This window comes from Flavobacterium magnesitis (assembly GCF_041729735.1).
Lineage (GTDB): Bacteria > Bacteroidota > Bacteroidia > Flavobacteriales > Flavobacteriaceae > Flavobacterium > Flavobacterium magnesitis.
Map to the genome: position 1 here is coordinate 59,070 of NZ_JBCFQK010000016.1, position 18,752 is coordinate 77,821.

An 18,752-nucleotide genomic window follows, 5' to 3' on the forward strand; every position below is an offset into this window, starting at 1 on the left:
AATGAGAATCACAAAATTTAATGCAATAACTTGGGTTTTTCTATTTGTTGCGTTTTCATTATCGGCTCAAAATAATTATTCAATTGATATTACAAAAGTCAATACGGATGTAAAACGCGGTCATCTTGATTTGGGCGGAAGTAATTTGAATGGTGACAAGATTGAAGTAAATAGTTTTTATCTGGAACGAAATGGAAAACCTTTTATTCCTGTTATAGGAGAATTTCACTTTAGTCGTTATCCACATCAATATTGGGACGAGCAGCTGAAAAAAATGAAAGCTGGTGGTATTACCGTTGTAGCTACTTATGTTTTTTGGAACATGCACGAATTTAAAGAAGGAACTTTCAACTGGAGTGGAGATCTAGATGTTCGTCGTTTTACGGAATTGTGTGCCAAAAATGGTTTGGAAGTATTAATGCGTGTAGGCCCTTTTGCTCATGGCGAAATTCGTAACGGAGGTTTACCAGATTGGTTGTATGGTCGTCCTATTGATGTAAGAAGCAATGATCAGGTGTATTTGTTTTATACGAACCGCTTGTATCAGGAAATAGGCAAACAGTTAAAAGGACTGATGTTTAAAGATAACGGCCCTATTGTTGGTGTGCAATTAGAAAATGAATACCAACATTCTACAGCACCTTGGGGATTTACATATCAGGACGCTCCTAAAGAGCGCACTGTGGCAGGACGAGATAAAAAGATTATTCAGGATGGTGTGGGGATCAATGCGCTAGGAAATGAGTTTGCTGATTTAGGTAAAGACCACATGAAAACACTTAAAAAACTAGCTATTGATGCGGGTTTAGTAGCACCTATTTATACCGCTACAGGCTGGGGTTATGCCACCATTGTTGAGAAAGGATCTATTCCGGTTATGGCAGGATATGCTTATCCGTTCTGGACAGCTGGGAACAGTCCATCGCCATTTTATTTGTTTAAAAATATACATCAAAAACCAGATTATTCACCTGTGAGTTATGATGTGAATTTATATCCATCATTAGCCGCCGAATTAGGCACCGGAATGGCTGTTACTTATTCCAGACGTCCACGTGTTCTGGGAGAAAGTTTTCTTCCTATGATGGTTCGTACGGTGGGAAGCGGAACGAATGGATTGGGATTTTATATGTATCATGGTGGAACTACACCTTCTATTGGGAATTATTTTTTTACTGAAGGTGCAGGACTTCACAATAAATCATATGATTATCAGGCTCCTATTGGAGAATTTGGAAATGTAAGCAGTGGCTATTATCCTTTAAAGTTGATGAATTACTTTTTGAAAAGTTTTGGCAACGATCTAGCACCGCTATATCCAATTTTACCTCCAACTAATGATAGCATCAAAGCGACTGATACGAGCACTTTGCGTTATGCTGTAAGGGGAGATGGAGAAAAAGGCTATTTGTTCATGCATAATTTTCAGGATCATTTGGAAATGAAAGATTTATCAGGATTGAAAATTAATGTAGCTACTAAATCAGGGCAATTGACATTTCCTGAGACAGGAACTTTTACGTTAAAATCGGGTAGTTCAGCGATTTTTCCTTTTAATGTAAATTATGATGGAGTAGCGATTCGCATGGCAACGGTACAGCCTTTTTGTAGATTTATAAATAACAATAAAAAGTATAATGTGATGCTTTCTGTTGATGGAATTAAGCCAGAAATAGTACTTCCAGGTAAGGTGAAAGTTACTGGTACAGGAATAAAAACTGTAACTAGAAATGGAAATACTGTTGTAGTTTGTACTGAGGGAAAAATCAATGATTTCGAAATAAACGGAGTTTCATTTTTAGTTTTACCAAGTAGTGAAGCAGAAAAAGGATATTTGATTGGCGAAGTTGACAATCAAAAGTTAGTATTGAGTAACGCATTGGTATTAGATAATAATGAAAAAGTAACATTAATTAGTAATAATCAGGAAAACATTGATTTTACTGTATATCCTGCTGCTGCTGTAACTTCGGTTGATGGAAAGCTGACAAAAGGAAAAGCAGTAATTAAAAACATAAGCGCCTGGAAGTTGAGTGTGCCAAAAGCAGATACTACTATTAAATTAATACAAGCCGATAACAGTCATTATGTACTGAAAGCGGGCAGTCTTGATTTATCAAAAGCAAATGATGTTTTCATCACTTTTGATTACCGTGGTGATCGTGCAATTTGTATGATGAACGGCGAGTTACAAACAGATGATCTTTACACGAGCAAACCTTGGACAATTGGATTAAAAAGATACCAAGAAGCTTTAAAAACAAGCGATATGTATTTTTATTTTATGCCAATGCAGAAAGACGCTCCATATTTGAGTTATTTGGATAAAAAAGTATTGCCTGATTTTAGCGATAAAAAGAGTTTTCTGGAAGTAAAACAACCTCAGATTTCAGTTGAATATAAGGTGAATGTTGAGTTGAAGTAAAGTAAAAAAGTTTGAGCATTAAATTAGAAACTTTACCATATTTCTAAATGATATTAAACAATTTTAAGTTTGGTTTACTAACAAGTAAATGTATTTTTGAAAAATAAGATTATTATAAAAAACATGAGAATATCAAAACTGATTTTTGCCATTGTAATTTTTATGAGCTTGGCAGCTCACGCACAAACTTCTGGGAAAGCTGGAACTTTTGAGGCTGGAGAAAATAACTTCTTATTAAACGGAAAACCATTTTTAGTACGTGCTGGAGAAATCCACTTTCCGAGAATTCCCAGAGAATATTGGGAACAGCGTATCCAAATGTGTAAAGCCATGGGGATGAATACCATTTGTATTTATCTTTTCTGGAATTTTCACGAACAACAACCAGATCAGTTTGATTTTACAGGACAAAAAGATGTAGCCGAATTTGTTCGACTAATCCAGAAAAACGGAATGTATTGCATCGTTCGTCCCGGACCTTATGCTTGTGCTGAGTGGGATATGGGTGGTTTGCCGTGGTGGTTATTAAAAAAGAAGGATCTTCAAGTTCGAACTGCAAATGATCCTTATTTTATGGAACGCTCTATCAAATATTTGAAGCAAATAGGAAAACAATTAGCTCCATACCAAATTCAAAATGGCGGAAATATTATCATGGTTCAGGTCGAAAATGAATATGGAGTTTTTGGTAACGATGTGGGTTACATGACACAAGTTCGTGATGCCGTTCGTGCTTCGGGGTTTGATAAAGCACAATTGTTTCGCTGCGATTGGAGTTCGAATTTCTTTAAATATGATGTTGAAGGAGTTTACACGGCATTAAATTTTGGAGCAGGTTCGAATATCGATAAGCAGTTTGAAAAATATAAAGAAATTTATCCGAAAGCACCGTTAATGTGCAGCGAATATTGGACGGGTTGGTTTGATTACTGGGGACGAGCGCATGAAACCCGATCGATCAGTAGTTTTATAGGCAGTTTAAAAGATATGTTGGATCGCAATATTTCGTTTAGTTTGTATATGGCGCATGGTGGAACTTCGTTTGGACAATGGGGTGGAGCGAATGCCCCTCCGTTTGGTGCGATGGTATCTTCTTATGATTATAATGCTCCAATTAATGAAGCGGGACAACCTACGGATAAATTTTATGCGGTGCGTGATTTGATGAAAAATTATCTGAATCCAGGTGAAACTATTCCAGAACCACCAGTAAATTATTCGATGATTTCGATTCCTAAAATTACATTTAATGAGTCGGCGTCGCTTTTTGAAAATCTTCCAAAAGCCAATAAATCGGAGTTGATACAACCGATGGAGAATTTTGACCAAGGTTGGGGGCGCATTTTGTATCGTACCAAATTACCAGAAAGCACCACTTCATTTAATATAAAAATTACCGATTTACATGATTGGGCAGCTATTTATGTTAATGGAAAATTAATTGGGAATTTAGACCGTCGTAAAGATCAGAATACAATAAAAATACCTCCAGTAAAAAAAGACGATGTTCTTGATATTTTAGTAGATGCTTTGGGCAGAGTGAATTATGGTAAAACCATTATTGACCGCAAAGGAATTACGGAGAAAGTGGAAATGCTAGTTGGTTCAACTACCACTAATCTGACTAATTGGGAAGTTTTTAATTTTCCAGTAGATTATGATTTTCAGAAAAAAATGAAATTCAAAAAAGCAAAAGCCAATGGTCCGGCATTGTATAGAGCTACTTTTGAATTGAATGCTGTAGGTGATACATATATCGATATGAGTACTTGGGGCAAAGGAATGGTTTGGGTAAACGGATATAATATTGGTCGTTATTGGAAAATTGGACCACAACAAACCTTGTTTATGCCAGGATGTTGGTTGAAAAAAGGAAAAAATGAGATTATCATTCTTGATTTAGAAACTCCAAAACAAGCTCAGGTTGTAGGTGTTACCATTCCGGTTTTAGACAAAATTGTAGTAGATGAATCGCTTTTGCATCGTAAAAAAGGAGAAACTTTGGATTTATCTGCTGAAACTCCTGCTAATGAAGGAGAATTAGCCAGTGGTCAAGGTTGGAAAGAAGTTACTTTCGAGAAAGAATTTGAAGGTCAGTATTTCTGTTTTGAGGCATTAAATTCTCAAAATCCTAAAGACACCAGCAGCAGTATTGCTGAAATTGAATTGATTGGAGCAGATGGTTTACCAATAAATCGTTCTAAATGGAAAATTGTGTATGCTGATAGCGAAGAAGTTTCGGTAGGAAATTATTCGGCTGAAAAAATATTTGACCAACAGGAATCTACTTTTTGGTCTACAGCCTGGACTGTTTCAAAAACGCCACATCCGCATCAGGTAGTAGTAAATATGGAAGAAACTACTACAATTAAAGGATTTAAATATTTGCCCCGTACGGATAAAAGTACCAATGGAAATGTAAAAACCTATCGTTTTTATATTAAACCAAGCTCATTTACAATTAAAAAATAAATACAATCTAATGAAAAAACTCAATTACGTCTGTCTTCTTTTGGCAATTCTATTTTCTTTAAGCAGTTTTAAAGGAAAAGATGAAGTGATTCATTTGGATGGCAATTGGCATTTTGAAATTGATCGAAATGATGAAGGAATTACTGGAAAATGGTACAACAGAAATCTTTCGGATAACATCAAGTTGCCAGGTTCTATGGCGGAATTCTTAAAAGGAGACGAAATTACGCTGAAAACCAAGTGGACAGGTTCTATTTATGATAGTTCTTTTTATTTTATTCCAAGATTAGAAAAATACCGCCAACCAGGAAATATACATATTCCTTTTTGGCTGACTCCGGCAAAGCATTACGTTGGAGCTGCCTGGTACCAAAAAGAAGTAAATATTCCTGCTAATTGGAAAGGCAAACGCATTATTCTTCATTTAGAAAGAACGCATATCGAAACCAGAGTTTGGGTAAACGATAAAGAAGTAGGGTTACAAAACTCCTTAGTAGCTCCGCATGTTTATGATTTAACATCTTATTTGAAGAAAGGAAAACAGCGTATTTCTATTCGAATAGACAACAGTATTAAAGAAATAAATGTTGGTCCTGATTCGCACAGTATCACCGATCATACCCAAGGAAATTGGAATGGAATTATTGGTAAAATAGCGTTGGAAGGTATTGCACCTGTTTATATAGATGATATTCAGATTTATCCTGATGTAAAAAACAGAAAAGCGCGTGTGAAAATCACGATCAATAATACTACTCCAACTATTTTTAGTGGAAAAATAGCTATTTCAGCAAAAAGTTTCAACAGTTCTAAGTCTGATAAAACTAAGGAAATAGAGAGTAGAATAGTCGTAGCTGCATCAGATACTAAAACTTTTGAACTGGATTTGCCTTTTGGAAAAGGAATGTTGACTTGGGACGAATTTGATCCAGCTTTGTATCATTTGGATGTAAATTTGAATGCCAAAGGAATAAAATCCAATAAAAAAGTTCAGTTTGGAATGCGTGAATTTAAAATTAATGGAAACCAATTTTTGATCAATGGTAATCCTGTTTTTCTTCGAGGAACACTGCATAATTGCGAATTCCCTTTAACAGGTTATCCAGCAACAACAGTGGAAGCCTGGGAGAAAATTTATAAAAAAATCAAATCTTATGGTTTGAACCACGTTCGTTTTCATTCGTGGTGTCCGCCAGAAGCGGCTTTTATTGCTGCTGATAAAGTGGGGCTTTATTTGCAACCCGAAGGTCCGAGTTGGCCTAATCACGGTCCTAAAATAGGATTGGGTCAGCCAGTAGATCAATATTTATATGATGAAACGACAAGAATGGCTAAAGAGTATGGCAATTATGCTTCTTTTACCATGTTATCAGCAGGAAATGAACCTGCAGGAAATCAGGTAAAATATTTGAATGCTTTTGTTGATTTTTGGAAAGCAAAAGACAACAGAAGAGTCTATACAGGAATGTCAGTAGGAGGGAGCTGGCCTGTAGTTCCTAATGCTGAATACCAATCGCGTGGTGGTGTAAGAGGTTTAGAATGGAAAAAAATGCCTGAAACCGAATCGGATTTTAGTGCTGGTATTGCACCGTTTAAAGTTCCTTTTGTGGCGCACGAAATTGGTCAGTATTGTGTTTTTCCAAATTTCGAAGAAATTCAAAAATACAAAGGAGTTTACAGAGCTAAAAACTTTGAAATGTTTCGTCAGGATTTAGCAGATCATGATATGGCCGATCAGTCTAAAGATTTCTTGAATGCTTCTGGAAAATTACAGGTTTTGTGTTATAAAGGCGAAATTGAAAAAATGTTGAGAACGCCAGGTTATGCTGGTTTTCAGGCACTAGGTTTACAGGATTTTCCAGGCCAGGGAACGGCTTTGGTAGGTGTGTTGGATGCTTTTTTTGAAGAAAAAGGATATGTTACAGCTAAAGAATATTCGAGATTTTCTAATGCAACAGTTCCTTTGGCTAAGATTCCAAAATTTGTCTACAATAGTGGAGAAACTTTTAAAGCCGAAATCGTCCTTTTTCACTCGGGTAAAACGGCATTGCAAAATGCTGTAATTAGTTGGACTATTAAAAATGAAAAAGGAGGAACTGTTTCTTCTGGAAAATTCGATTCTAAAACATTCGAAAATGGAAATGGAATTTTTGTTGGAAACCTGAGTTTTGGATTAGCTGATATTCAAATTGCCTCAAAATTAAAATTAGAAGTAAAAGTCGATGGAACTGATTTTGCAAACGATTGGGATTTTTGGGTGTATCCAAATAGAAACCCTGAAATTTCTTCTTCTATTTATTATACAAATGTTTTAGATGCAAAGGCAAAAGAAGTGCTGAATAATGGTGGAAAGGTGTTTTTGAATGCATCAGGAAAAGTGGTAAAAGGGAAAGAAGTAGAAATGCATTTTCTACCCGTTTTTTGGAATACCTCTTGGTTTAAAATGCGTCCGCCACATGTTACAGGAATGCTAATTCAGGATAAGAGTCCGGCTTTCAATGATTTCCCAACTAGTTTCCACAGTGATTTACAGTGGTGGGATATTCAAAACCGTGCTCAGGTAATGAATTTAGAAGATTTTCCGGCTGATTTTCGTCCGTTGATTCAACCTATTGATACCTGGTTTATGAATCGTCGATTGGCCTTGGTTTTTGAAGCACAGGTTGGAAAAGGAAAAATTATAGTAAGTAGTGCTGATTTAGGACCAGAAGTTCAGGATAAACCAGCTTCTAGAGAATTGTTTTTCTCACTTCAAAATTACATGAATTCAGATCAATTCAATCCTAAAAACGAGTTGAGTTTTGATGTGATTCAGGATATTTTTGTCAGTCCGTCTAAAGAACAATTTAAAACCTTTACAAAAGACAGTCCTGACGAATTGAAACCCAATTCGAATCAGAATAAAGTCAATTAATGCTAACTACAATAAAGCCCATAAAATTAATTTTGTGGGCTTTTTTATTGTTCTGAAAAGCAAAATCACTCGATTTAATTATCCTAAGTGCTTTAAAAATTGTTGTTTGTCGAAATAATATTCGATGCAGTACTTTTTGTTTTAAATTTATAGTTTATAAAATATAAATTACTGTTTTGATGAAAAATATATTTTTTTCACTGTTTTTTTTGAGTCTTGTGTCGACTATAACTGCTCAAGAAAAGACAAATGCTCCTCAACCATTTGGTCCATTGCCATCCCAAAAACAAATCGATTGGCAGGAAATGGAGTTCTATGCTTTCATCCATTTTTCGTTAAACACTTTTACTAATAAAGAATGGGGTTATGGTGATGAATCGCCTGAATTATTCAATCCAACTGCTCTTGATGCACGTCAATGGGCTAGAGTAGCAAAAGAAGCGGGAATGAAAGGGATTATTTTAGTGGCTAAACATCATGGACTGGGAAGCAAACAAATTGCCGAAGAATTGCATATTGCTGTACATACTGTTTACAGACACCGACAAAATATTATCAATAAAATGAAGGTTGCAAATACTGCCGAAGCTGTAAAAACCGCAGTAGTTATGGGAATTGTTTCTTTGTAAAGAAATTTTATTGATTCAAATTTTAAAAAATCAGTATAGTTCAGAACAGTTAGTTTGTTTGAAATGGGATAAATAGAATTTAAAATCTTTTAAAGGAAAAATAAGAGGAATATTAAGAAAATAATTTTTGTATGAGGAGAGTATTCGAAATCCATTCACAAAAAGAAGAAGAAATATTAGTGAATCACAAATGGTAATTTAAATAATAGGTGTGGAACTTTAGGGTATAAAAACAAACCTCTACACGGATGATGTAGAGGTTGAATTGATAATCGTTTTAAAAAGTAAAAGACAATATAAAATTAATCTTGATTTGTTACTTTTCTATAAGGAAATGCATTGAAGATATGTCTTTTAGCGAATCTTGCAGGAGAATCAGCATTTACCATTTTTACGTAAGTTGCTTTAGGAACACTAATGTATTCATAAACACTACCGTTTGAAAAATTAATAATCAATCTACCTTCTACAAATTTGTAATCAGTAACAGTAGCGGTAGCAGTAGTTTCTTGGTATTCAGGTAAATTAGCTTTAATAGTTTCTGGATTGATACTTACTAAAAAGTGGTAAGCTTCAATGATTTTTTTACTGTTTTCTTCAGCTTCTTTTAAACCAGCTTCGTCTCCTTGAAATTTATCAGGATGCGCTTCTTTCATCGCATTACGGTAAATGGTTTTTAAATCTTTTAGCTGTGCAGTTTTATCTACATTTAAAAGCTTGCGGTATTCAACTATTTTTTTCATAAATTAAGGTAACTACTTGTCTGTTAGTGTAAAACAGATGTTGCTCTGTTTTAGAATTCGACAATTTTTTTGCAAAGGTACACTTTTTTTTAAGTTTTTACTTTATCAATAAAAAAAAAGAAAAAAAGATTTTTTTAGTTCTAAAACTCAGAACCTCAGGGTTTATTGTTCTGGTTTATTATTAGCCTTATCAAAGTTTTTAGACTTTTTAGGGTATTTATTGTAGCTTATATCACTAGGGTTTTCAATAATGGATTTTATGGTAATCCAATCGCCAACAGCATGTTTAGCCTGAACCATTTTATAATCTAGTAAGTATTCTCCACAAAAAAAGTTGTTATTTTCATCTTTTTCAATAATTCCTGTAAATACTCCTTTTTGTAACATCTTTCCTTCTGAAGATTTTGTCATGGTATTTTATTTAAAAATTCTGCTGCAAAGTTAATCAATTATTCTTGGCTTTAGGCTGTTTTGTGCTTTCTAAGTATATTTGCGCTTATGCAAAAAAACTTTAGGCCTCATCCCAATTCTTTTAAAAATACGTTTTGTGTTTTTCACGAAGTGCTTCCTGACGCTATAAAAGGATTAAAAGTTCAATTTGAAAGCAAAGCGGGGAGTAGGTATTATTACACTCCAGAAGGAATGTATCGTGTTTCTAATCATTGGGGACGATTAGCCAATAGTAAGTGGCGTTTAGTAGCTATGGAACCTGAAACGGTTTCAAAATATAAAATAGGTTTTGCAAAATGGGACCATTTTTATCCTGATAATGCTATAGAAAAGCTGTATTATTTAGAAATGGATTATACTAAGAATACGGTGAATTACCAACATAAAAATAATCCCCATTACAATCAAAAAGCGGTGCTTCGTACTAGTTTAGAAACCACTAAACGAATCAAACAAATTAGAAATTTAATACAACTTACTTCCTGGGCTAAACATTTTGAATGTGATGATATTGTTCTTCTACGTTCTTTAATTATAGAAGAACTAATAAATACCAATAAAACTTTAGAAGAAATAAAAATGGAAGTGGCTAAAAAGTGTTCGAATTAAAAAGAAGTAATTTTTATTAAATCATCAAGAGTTACAGGTTTGCACATGTATCCTAAGATGCCTTTGTTATTTTTAGCTCTTTCTTTGTCTTCAATAGCTATTGATGAACTACAAATGTATATTTGAATTTCGGCATTAATTTGAGGTTTCAAAACGGTTATTTCTTCCATAAATCCCCATCCATCGAGTATGGGCATTTCGATATCTAACAAGATAATATCTGGAAAATTTTCATTTTTAGCAATGATTTCTTTTAAAGAATCAATAGCTTCTTTACCATTCGAAAAAGAAAAATTAGATGAAAAAATCCCCGATTTTAGGATGATTTTTTTCATTATAATTTGATAAATAGGATCATCGTCTATAACCCAAATCGTTTTTCCGTTCATGATATATACACTTTAAATGTTGTTCCTAGATTAGGTTCACTTTCTACTGTGATACTGCCACCCATTGCATCAATTTGGTTTTTAGTGATAAATAATCCAATACCTTTTGAATCTTTATGGGTACTAAATTTTTTATACATTCCAAATATTTTTTGACCGTTTTTATCAAGATCAATTCCTATTCCATTATCGGATATTTGAAGTACGGTTTTGTTGTTTTCAATATAACAATCAATATTAATGACAGGATTTCTGTCCTGATGACTGTAACGAATAGCATTTGAAATTAGATTGTATAAAACACTTTGTAAATATGCAGGATTGTAGTTTACTTCGATAGCATCATTAATTGAAGAAACTACAGTAACACCTTTCAATTCAATTTGGTCCGAAAGAATATTTAAGGTATTGTCCAGGTATTGTTTTAAATTTAAGTTTTCTGTTACAATGCCAACATTGGTTTGGATATTGACAATTTCGTTAAGATTTAGCATCGTTTCATTTAAAGAATCAGAAACAGATTTTAGTAATTGTACCATTTCTTCTTTTTCCTCTTCCGATTCTGAGGTTTCAATTAAATCTACAATCGAAGAGATATTGCTAGTATGTGATCTTAAATTATGGGAAACAATATAAGAAAAGTTTAAAAGTCTTTTATTTTGCTCGCTTACCAGATTGAAGGAATTGTTGAGTTCTTTTTCAATTTCTTTGGTTTTAGTAACATCAATCATAATTCCTCTTAGGCTTTTGGCTTCATTATTTTCGACAATTACATTTACAATATCTCTCATCCAAACAATGGTTCCATCTTTAGCTATCATTCGATATTCAAAATCATGATTTAGTTTAAGAGCGGTTTGTTCTTCGCAATATTTTAGTGTAAAATCTCTGTCTTCAGGAAAGATATGATTAATCCAAAAATTAGGAGTGTTAATCCATTCTTGTGAAGTGTAGCCTAGAATATCTTCTACTTTTTTACTTATAAAATTAAATTCTAAAGTTTTAGCATCACATTCCCAGACAATTCCGTCAACTGTATTGATGAGTGATTCAATTCTTTGTTGCGAATTTAAAATAGCTTTTTCTACAAGTTTACGTTGTGTCACATCTTCAGCAATAGCAATATGATTTGTAGGTAATGTATTTATTTCCAAAAGAGGTGAAATGGTAAGTCTGATCCAAATAATATTACCTGATTTTGTAATATGTCTTTTTTCCGTTGAATATTCTCTGATTGATCCGTTTCTTAGTCTTTCGAACTTTAAAAGAGATTCTTTTAAATCACCGGGATGAACAATAGATTGTATTTTTTTTTGTTTTATTTCGTCCTCTGTGTAGCCTAATAAACTACAATATTTTTTATTTGCTTCTAAAATTTGCCCCGAATTAGAATCCACATAAGTAATTCCTACTGCTGCTTGGTCAAAAACACTTTTAAATTTAATTTCATTTTTTAAAAGTTTATCGGCTTGTTTTTGAAGTAAAATTTCTAATTCAGCTGGTTTTTTGAAAAATGAAGTGGTTAGAAAACCAATTAGCGAAGCCAAAAAGAAGGCTAGAAGTGAACGAAAGATCAAAGGAAATACTAATTCATTGGGTCTTTTATCGATTAAATAAAGTTTCCAGTCGCCATCAGGAATTATAGAGTTTACAGCATTTTTAGTATTTAATTTTTCTTTTGAAGTTAAAAAAAATACTTCTTTTCCAGTATTCGGGTTTATTTTAGAAAATTGAAAATGATATTTGGATTGATCAATTTGTTTAATTTCAGGCTTCTGTAATAGTGTATTTAATCGAATGAGAATGGCCGAAAAGCCCCAAAATTGATTGTTTTTATAAATAGCTAATCGCCCTAAAATTCCTAAACCTCCTTGTTTTAATTCCACAGGTCCTGCATAATACATTTTTCGTGTTTGAATGGCTTTTAAAGCTTCGATGCGAGTTTTTTTATTATTTAAAATATCAACTCCTTTTGCGGCTTCATTCCCTTGTGTGGGATACGTGTACTGGATAACTCCGTTTGGAACCAGTTGAACTGCATCAATATTAGGGTTTGCGTCAAGAATTTTTTTTCCTACTGACTCAAAATTTTGAGGAATGCCTTTGTCATTAATCGTTAACGATAATGTTAGTGCATCTACATAATAACTTTTTAAAGATTCATCAATGCTTTTATGAATGGCTTGTAGATGGGTATGCATCGCATCATGTTTCGCTTTTCTCGAAATTTGATATTGCTGCGAAATAATTAGTGAAAAAATAATGCAAAAAAACAAAAAGACTAAAATGCCTGTCAGTTTTGGCTTGATTATAAACCAATGGTTATGACTTAATAGCGATAGACTTAGTTTCATTCTTTTTTAAAGTTAAAAAACGTTATATTATTGAATTATTTACAGATAATCTAATAAACTTTTAAGTAAAATGCAATTTTTTCACTTCAAATATATGAATTTTTTTTAAGTAATAAATATTTATTCATTGTTTTTTATAATTTAAAAACAATTTATTTTCTATATTTTTAAATAAAAAGCAAAAATGAGCTGTTTTTTAGAATCTAATTGTTTGGCAAAATGAGATTTAAGTGTTTTTAAATTTGAATTATCTATTTAAAATGATAAACTTTGTAAAAATGGAACTAAATTCAATCTTATTTTATTTTGATTTATAGAAATCGAATATAATATATGGAAGAATTAAAATAAGGTGATTATGGGAAGAAATAATGATAAGAATATAAAAAAACACAACGACAAGTTACACAAAACGCAAGCCAAAGCAAAACAAGCCGAAATGCTTAGAAAAGAAAAGCTAAGAGAGATTGTGAAAAAGTTTAACGAAGATAATAAAGAAGCTAATAAATAAGAAAACCCCAAAAATGGAAAACGATAAATACACCTTATTAAAAATTGAAGTTCAAGAAATTATCGATTTAATTGCTACCAAAAATGCTAAAGAAGCCAATAATAAATTAGTAGCCGTAAGTGAAAAATTAGATGATTTGTTAGACACATCTGAGGAAGATGAGGATTTAATTGAAATAAGTAAATACCAAGTTTTATTGAATCAATTGCATCAAAAAATTGTGGCTCTTAATGGACACGTTTAACAAATATGGAATGTTATTGTAATTCTCAAAAATTATTTAAAAATTGTTGCGAACCTTATATCAAAGGAATTAAAAACGCACCAACAGCCGAAACTTTAATGCGATCGCGTTATTCCGCTTATGCTACTCATCAAGCAGATTATTTGGTAGCAACAACTCATATCTCGCAAAGAAACTTGCATTCTAAAGAAGATATTTTGTTGTGGGCAACTAGTAATCAATGGCAAAAATTAGAGGTTCTTAAATCTACGCCAACAACAGTAGAATTTAAAGCGTATTATTTAAATCAAAACAAGCAGCAGCATATTCATCATGAATTTTCAAGCTTTGTTCAGGAAGAAGGAAATTGGTATTATGTAGATGGAGATTATTATTGATGATAAATTAATGTTTCTGAAATTTACTAATAGATGCTCCATTTTTTTTGAAAATTCATTTTTAAACTAAAAACAGTAAAAAATAAGTAAAGCCGTTTCAAAAAAATAGTATTGAAACGGCTTTGTTATGGTTATTGCAAAAGTTGTGGTTCATAACTCCTGATGATTTCTCTTTATTTCCAAATTCAAAATCCCTAATTTGCGGCCTCAAATTAGCAAGAAAAAATGAAGGTCTGTATTGCCGAAAAACCAAGTGTAGCACGTGAAATTGCATCCGTTTTAGGAGCGAATACCAAACACGATGGCTATTATGAAGGCAACGGCTATGCGGTAACTTACACCTTTGGACATTTGTGCACCTTAAAAGAACCCAACGATTACAGACCGTATTGGAAAAGTTGGGATTTGAATAATCTTCCGATGCTTCCTGAAAAATTTGAAACTAAAGTAGTCGAGAATTCAGGAATCCAGAAGCAATTTAAAATTGTAAAAAGTTTATTTGACAAAGCCGAATTGGTCATCAACTGTGGGGATGCTGGACAAGAAGGAGAGTTGATTCAGCGTTGGGTAATGAATGAGGCGAATTATAAAGGTGAGGTAAAACGCCTGTGGATCTCTTCGTTAACTACCGAAGCTATTAGAGAAGGTTTTGAAAACCTCAAGCCATCCGCTAACTACGATAATTTATATTATGCTGGTTTCTCCAGAGCCATTGGTGACTGGTTGTTGGGAATGAACGCTACTCGCTTGTACACCGTAAAACACGGCGGTTATAAACAGGTATTGTCTATTGGACGCGTTCAAACGCCAACATTGGCAATGGTTGTGGAGCGTTTTAAAGAAATCGAAAATTTCAAGCCGCAACCGTATTGGGAATTACAGACTTTATATAGAGAAACCCTTTTTAGTTATGAAGAAGGACGTTTTCTAAAAAAAGAAGATGGAGAACTTTTGGCTAATAAAGTCAAGGAAAGTGATTTCGAAATTGTTGCTGTCGAAAAAAAGAATGGAAATGAATTTGCTCCCAAGCTTTTTGATTTAACAGGTTTGCAGGTATATTGCAATACCAAATTTGGATTTTCGGCAGATGAAACACTTAAAATAGTTCAAACATTATATGAACAAAAAGTAGTGACCTATCCCAGAGTCGATACTACTTTTTTACCAAGCGATATTTATCCTAAAGTACCTGGAATTCTTCAAAAACTGACTAATTATGCTGTATTGGCGGAACCACTTTTAGGAAAGAAGATTAAAAAGTCGCCAAAGGTTTTTAACGATAAAAAAGTAACCGATCACCATGCAATAATTCCAACCGGAGTACAATCTAATTTGCAATACAATCAGCAACAGGTGTATGATATTATTGTAAAGCGTTTTATTGCTGTTTTTTATGATGATTGCCTGGTTGGGAATACCACGGTAATTGGTAAAGCCGCCGATGTAACTTTTAAAGCTACGGGAAAAGAAATTTTAAAGAAAGGATTTCGAGTTGTTTTCGAAGATCCAAATGCTAAAGAAAAAGAAGCCGATTTGTTACCGAGTTTTGTTGTGGGAGAAAAAGGACCGCACGAACCTTCGTTTTTAGAAAAAGAAACTAAAGCGCCGAATCAGTTTACGGAAGCTTCTTTGTTGCGAGCGATGGAAACGGCAGGAAAACAAGTCGATGACGAGGATTTGCGCGAATTGATGAAAGAAAATGGCATTGGACGACCATCTACAAGAGCTAATATTATTGAAACGCTATTTAAACGCCAATACATTGTTCGAAATAAAAAACAAGTTTTGCCTACACCAACAGGAATTCAGCTTATAGATATCATTCAAAATGAATTAATAAAATCGGCTGAATTGACAGGTTCCTGGGAAAAACAATTGAAAGATATTGAAAAAGGAACTTTTACCGCTGCTGCTTTTATCAATAATATGAAACGTATGGTTGATGCTCTAGTGTATGAAGTACGAAGTGAAACGACTCGTGCTAATATTTCGCATGCCGGAAGTGTTCAAAAAGAAGTGGCTGCTGTTGAGAAAAAGAAAGCCGCAGGAATGGAAGAAGAATCTTGTCCGAAATGTAAAAAAGCTACCTTGATAAAAGGAAAATCAGCTTATGGTTGTAGCGATTATAAAGCGGGTTGCGATTTTCTATTGCCTTTTACTTTTGCAGAGAAAAAAATATCAGAGAACCAATATCTGCGTTTGCTTCAAAAAGGCTCTACGGTCAATTTAAAAGACTTTAAAATTAATGATGAAACGGTGGAAGGTTTGCTTCGTTTTGATGAAAATTTCAAACTCAAATTAGAACCTAAAAAAACTATTCCGAAAGCAACTGCAGCAGTAACATCGGATGAGTTAGCTTGCCCGAAATGCCAAAAAGGAACTATTATAAAAGGGAATACAGCTTATGGCTGTAGCCAATATAAATCAGGCTGTGATTTTAAAGTCACTTTTGAAATAGTGAGAGAAAAATTAAAAGATCAAAAACCTACTAAAGACTTGGTATATGCTATTTTGAAAGAAGAGCAGAATAAATAGATATAACCAAAATAATAACTTGCACTTTTTTCTAAAGGTTTGGCGGGAATTTTTTATATTTATGAACTTTACCTACTAATAGCATGAATACTAAAGAAAAACCTGTACCCAATAATGAAATAGGGCGCTTAGCAGCATTAAAACGCTATAATATACTGGATACTTTACCAGAAGATGCTTTTGATGATGCAACAAAACTTGTTTCCTATATATGTGGTGTTCCAATTGCTCATATTTCGTTTATAGATGAGACCAGACAATGGTTTAAATCCGAAATAGGTGTTGGTGTGTCCGAAGTTCCAAGGGAAATTAGTTTTTGTCAGTACACCATTATGGACTCCAAAATGGTTGAAATACCAGACACTTTTTTGAATGAACGATTTAAAGATGATCCCAACGTAACTGGAGGTTTTAAAGTTAGATTCTACGCTGGTGTTCCTCTTACAACTCCAGATGGTTATAACATAGGAACGCTGTGTGCTGTAGATCATGTTACCAAAGAACTTAATGAAAACCAGCGAAATGCACTTTCAATTGTTGCCAAACACGTTATCAACCAGTTGGAATTAAGAACCAAAAATATTGAGCTTGATGTTCAGAAAAAAATTGCGGAGCGTGCGGTATTAGCAAAGGATAGTTTTTTGGCTAATATGAGTCATGAAATCAGAACTCCATTAAATGCAATAATTGGTTTTACGGACCTTCTGGCTCAAACAAAGTTAGATGCTGTTCAGTGTGATTATATTGATAGTGTACAAATTGCTGGAGAGAATTTACTTTTAATAATTAATGACATTTTAGATCTTTCTAAAATTGAATCGGGGAATTTGACAATCGAAGAACATCCGTTTAATTTAAAAAAGACTCTTAAACATGTTTATAATTTTCTAAAGGTAAAAGTGCCTGCAGATGTTGAATTTAACCTCTTTCTAGATGCAGATATGCCTGAAATTGTAATTGGCGATTCGGGAAGATTAAATCAAATATTGGTTAATCTTATAGGCAATGCTCTTAAGTTTACTGAAGAAGGTGAAGTAACAGTTTCAGTAAAAAAAGTAGATGAGACCGCCGATTATAATTCGCTTAGATTTTCGGTTAAAGATACAGGAACTGGCATTGCTGAAGAGAAACTTACCACCATTTTTGAACGATTTACACAAGCAGAAGAAAGTACTACACGAAAATTTGGCGGTACAGGATTGGGGCTTAATATTGTAAAACAATTGGTCGAATTGCATAATGCTACAATTCATGTAAAAAGTAAGCAGGGACGTGGTTCGGAATTTTCTTTTGTCATAAATTATAAGAAAGCAGATTATACTGAAGTGGAAACACAAGCATTATCAGAAGAACATCTTGGCAGTATTAAAATCTTGTTATGTGAAGACAATATTTTAAATCAAAAATTAGCAAAGAGTGTTATTGATAATTTTGGTTTTGAATTAGATATTGCCGAAAATGGACAAGCAGGAATAGATTTGCTATTACAGAACAATTATGATTTAGTATTAATGGATCTTCAGATGCCTGTTAAGGATGGTTACCAAACAACGCAGTACATTAGAAATGAAATGAATTCTAATATTCCTATAATTGCTATGACAGCTCACTCTCTGGTGGGAGAACAGAAACGGTGTTTTGATTCCGGAATGAATGGGTATGTACCTAAACCGTTTAAACAACAAGTACTTTTAGAGGCTATAAAAGCAGTCATGAGTAAGGATACTACCAATATTATAAAGAGAAAGATAGATCTTTCCTATCTAGATGAGATGGCATGTGGTAATCCAAATTTTATCCAAGAAATGATTAATCTTTTTATAGAAAAAGTTCCGAGTCAAGTAGCTCAATTGCAAGAAGCAATTCATAAAAATGACAATGATAGCGTTAAGAAATTTGCTCACAATATGAAATCTAGTCTGGATATTTTTATGCTTAAGGATCTTACTAATTGCTTGTCTATTATTGAAGAAGAAGCTGAATTAGGACAATTTAGTACTGAAGCCAAAGAAAAAATGAATAGCTTGAGTGATGAAATTGTTGAAGTAGTTAAAAGTCTAAAGGAACTATGATAAAAGAGAAATATACAATAGCTTTGTA

Annotated in this window: 14 protein-coding genes; 10 read left to right on the plus strand and 4 right to left on the minus strand. The window is 33.3% G+C overall.

All coding sequences use genetic code 11. From position 1 onward, the window contains the following. Position 1: 1 nt before the first annotated feature. From AAGV33_RS11545 to AAGV33_RS11560, 4 genes are all read left to right on the plus strand, one after another. On the plus strand, positions 2-2,425 hold the full coding sequence (locus tag AAGV33_RS11545) for a beta-galactosidase (protein ID WP_373392174.1): 2,424 nt from the start codon (positions 2-4) through the stop codon (positions 2,423-2,425). A 123-nt stretch (positions 2,426-2,548) separates the two neighbouring features. After that, positions 2,549-4,897: a beta-galactosidase gene (locus tag AAGV33_RS11550; RefSeq protein WP_373392175.1), complete on the plus strand. Its 2,349-nt coding sequence runs from the start codon at positions 2,549-2,551 to the stop codon at positions 4,895-4,897. 10 nt (positions 4,898-4,907) lie between these two features. Further along, positions 4,908-7,811, plus strand: coding sequence for an exo-beta-1,4-galactosidase (locus AAGV33_RS11555; RefSeq protein ID WP_373392176.1), 2,904 nt, complete (start codon positions 4,908-4,910; stop codon positions 7,809-7,811). A 179-nt stretch (positions 7,812-7,990) separates the two neighbouring features. Further along, entirely contained in the window at positions 7,991-8,440 is a 450-nt protein-coding gene (locus tag AAGV33_RS11560; protein WP_373392177.1) for a LuxR C-terminal-related transcriptional regulator, read from the plus strand. A gap of 302 nt (positions 8,441-8,742) precedes the next feature. On the opposite strand, the gene AAGV33_RS11565 is transcribed toward AAGV33_RS11560, so the two are convergent. Together AAGV33_RS11565 and AAGV33_RS11570 are read right to left on the minus strand one after the other, a co-directional pair. Next, positions 8,743-9,183, minus strand: a complete 441-nt coding sequence (locus AAGV33_RS11565; protein WP_373392178.1) for a KTSC domain-containing protein — start codon at positions 9,181-9,183, stop codon at positions 8,743-8,745. A 162-nt stretch (positions 9,184-9,345) separates the two neighbouring features. Beyond that, positions 9,346-9,594 carry a hypothetical protein gene (locus AAGV33_RS11570; protein WP_373392179.1) on the minus strand — a complete coding sequence of 83 codons (249 nt, stop codon included), beginning with the start codon at positions 9,592-9,594 and terminating at the stop codon, positions 9,346-9,348. A gap of 87 nt (positions 9,595-9,681) precedes the next feature. On the opposite strand from AAGV33_RS11570, the gene AAGV33_RS11575 reads away from it, so the two are divergent. Further along, on the plus strand, positions 9,682-10,242 hold the full coding sequence (locus AAGV33_RS11575) for a hypothetical protein (protein ID WP_373392180.1): 561 nt from the start codon (positions 9,682-9,684) through the stop codon (positions 10,240-10,242). Here AAGV33_RS11575 and AAGV33_RS11580 read toward each other — a convergent pair. After that, positions 10,239-10,631: a response regulator gene (locus AAGV33_RS11580; RefSeq protein WP_373392181.1), complete on the minus strand. Its 393-nt coding sequence runs from the start codon at positions 10,629-10,631 to the stop codon at positions 10,239-10,241. The two genes, AAGV33_RS11575 and AAGV33_RS11580, sit on opposite strands and share 4 nt — an antisense overlap. Beyond that, positions 10,628-12,985, minus strand: a complete 2,358-nt coding sequence (locus AAGV33_RS11585; protein WP_373392182.1) for a PAS domain S-box protein — start codon at positions 12,983-12,985, stop codon at positions 10,628-10,630. Before AAGV33_RS11585 ends, AAGV33_RS11580 begins: the two co-directional genes overlap by 4 nt. A gap of 358 nt (positions 12,986-13,343) precedes the next feature. Here AAGV33_RS11585 and AAGV33_RS11590 point away from each other — a divergent pair, with 358 nt between their 5' ends. The 5 genes from AAGV33_RS11590 to AAGV33_RS11610 all read left to right on the plus strand — a co-directional run bounded on the left by AAGV33_RS11590 (position 13,344) and on the right by AAGV33_RS11610 (position 18,724). Next, the gene (locus tag AAGV33_RS11590; protein WP_373392183.1) at positions 13,344-13,496 is read left to right on the plus strand and encodes a hypothetical protein; all 153 of its coding nucleotides are present in this window, start codon (positions 13,344-13,346) and stop codon (positions 13,494-13,496) included. A 13-nt stretch (positions 13,497-13,509) separates the two neighbouring features. Next, complete coding sequence (locus AAGV33_RS11595) at positions 13,510-13,740, plus strand: hypothetical protein (protein ID WP_373392184.1); 231 nt, start codon at positions 13,510-13,512, stop codon at positions 13,738-13,740. Between the two features lie 5 nt (positions 13,741-13,745). Continuing rightward, positions 13,746-14,117: a YchJ family protein gene (locus tag AAGV33_RS11600; RefSeq protein ID WP_373392185.1), complete on the plus strand. Its 372-nt coding sequence runs from the start codon at positions 13,746-13,748 to the stop codon at positions 14,115-14,117. A 225-nt stretch (positions 14,118-14,342) separates the two neighbouring features. Beyond that, positions 14,343-16,652: a DNA topoisomerase 3 gene (locus AAGV33_RS11605; RefSeq protein ID WP_373392186.1), complete on the plus strand. Its 2,310-nt coding sequence runs from the start codon at positions 14,343-14,345 to the stop codon at positions 16,650-16,652. Positions 16,653-16,735: 83 nt separating this feature from the next. After that, positions 16,736-18,724 (plus strand): GAF domain-containing hybrid sensor histidine kinase/response regulator, encoded by a 1,989-nt coding sequence (locus AAGV33_RS11610; RefSeq protein ID WP_373392187.1) that lies wholly within the window; start codon positions 16,736-16,738, stop codon positions 18,722-18,724. Positions 18,725-18,752 lie beyond the last annotated feature (28 nt).

Excerpts from the sequence above, each read along its gene's own strand:
- AAGV33_RS11545 (WP_373392174.1), top strand. The coding sequence starts at position 2 with ATGAGAATCACAAAATTTAATGCAATAACTTGGGTTTTTCTATTTGTT.
- AAGV33_RS11550 (WP_373392175.1), top strand. The coding sequence starts at position 2,549 with ATGAGAATATCAAAACTGATTTTTGCCATTGTAATTTTTATGAGCTTG.
- AAGV33_RS11555 (WP_373392176.1), top strand. The coding sequence starts at position 4,908 with ATGAAAAAACTCAATTACGTCTGTCTTCTTTTGGCAATTCTATTTTCT.
- AAGV33_RS11560 (WP_373392177.1), top strand. The coding sequence starts at position 7,991 with ATGAAAAATATATTTTTTTCACTGTTTTTTTTGAGTCTTGTGTCGACT.
- AAGV33_RS11565 (WP_373392178.1), bottom strand. The coding sequence starts at position 9,183 with ATGAAAAAAATAGTTGAATACCGCAAGCTTTTAAATGTAGATAAAACT.
- AAGV33_RS11570 (WP_373392179.1), bottom strand. The coding sequence starts at position 9,594 with ATGACAAAATCTTCAGAAGGAAAGATGTTACAAAAAGGAGTATTTACA.
- AAGV33_RS11575 (WP_373392180.1), top strand. The coding sequence starts at position 9,682 with ATGCAAAAAAACTTTAGGCCTCATCCCAATTCTTTTAAAAATACGTTT.
- AAGV33_RS11580 (WP_373392181.1), bottom strand. The coding sequence starts at position 10,631 with ATGAACGGAAAAACGATTTGGGTTATAGACGATGATCCTATTTATCAA.
- AAGV33_RS11585 (WP_373392182.1), bottom strand. The coding sequence starts at position 12,985 with ATGAAACTAAGTCTATCGCTATTAAGTCATAACCATTGGTTTATAATC.
- AAGV33_RS11590 (WP_373392183.1), top strand. The coding sequence starts at position 13,344 with ATGGGAAGAAATAATGATAAGAATATAAAAAAACACAACGACAAGTTA.
- AAGV33_RS11595 (WP_373392184.1), top strand. The coding sequence starts at position 13,510 with ATGGAAAACGATAAATACACCTTATTAAAAATTGAAGTTCAAGAAATT.
- AAGV33_RS11600 (WP_373392185.1), top strand. The coding sequence starts at position 13,746 with ATGGAATGTTATTGTAATTCTCAAAAATTATTTAAAAATTGTTGCGAA.
- AAGV33_RS11605 (WP_373392186.1), top strand. The coding sequence starts at position 14,343 with ATGAAGGTCTGTATTGCCGAAAAACCAAGTGTAGCACGTGAAATTGCA.
- AAGV33_RS11610 (WP_373392187.1), top strand. The coding sequence starts at position 16,736 with ATGAATACTAAAGAAAAACCTGTACCCAATAATGAAATAGGGCGCTTA.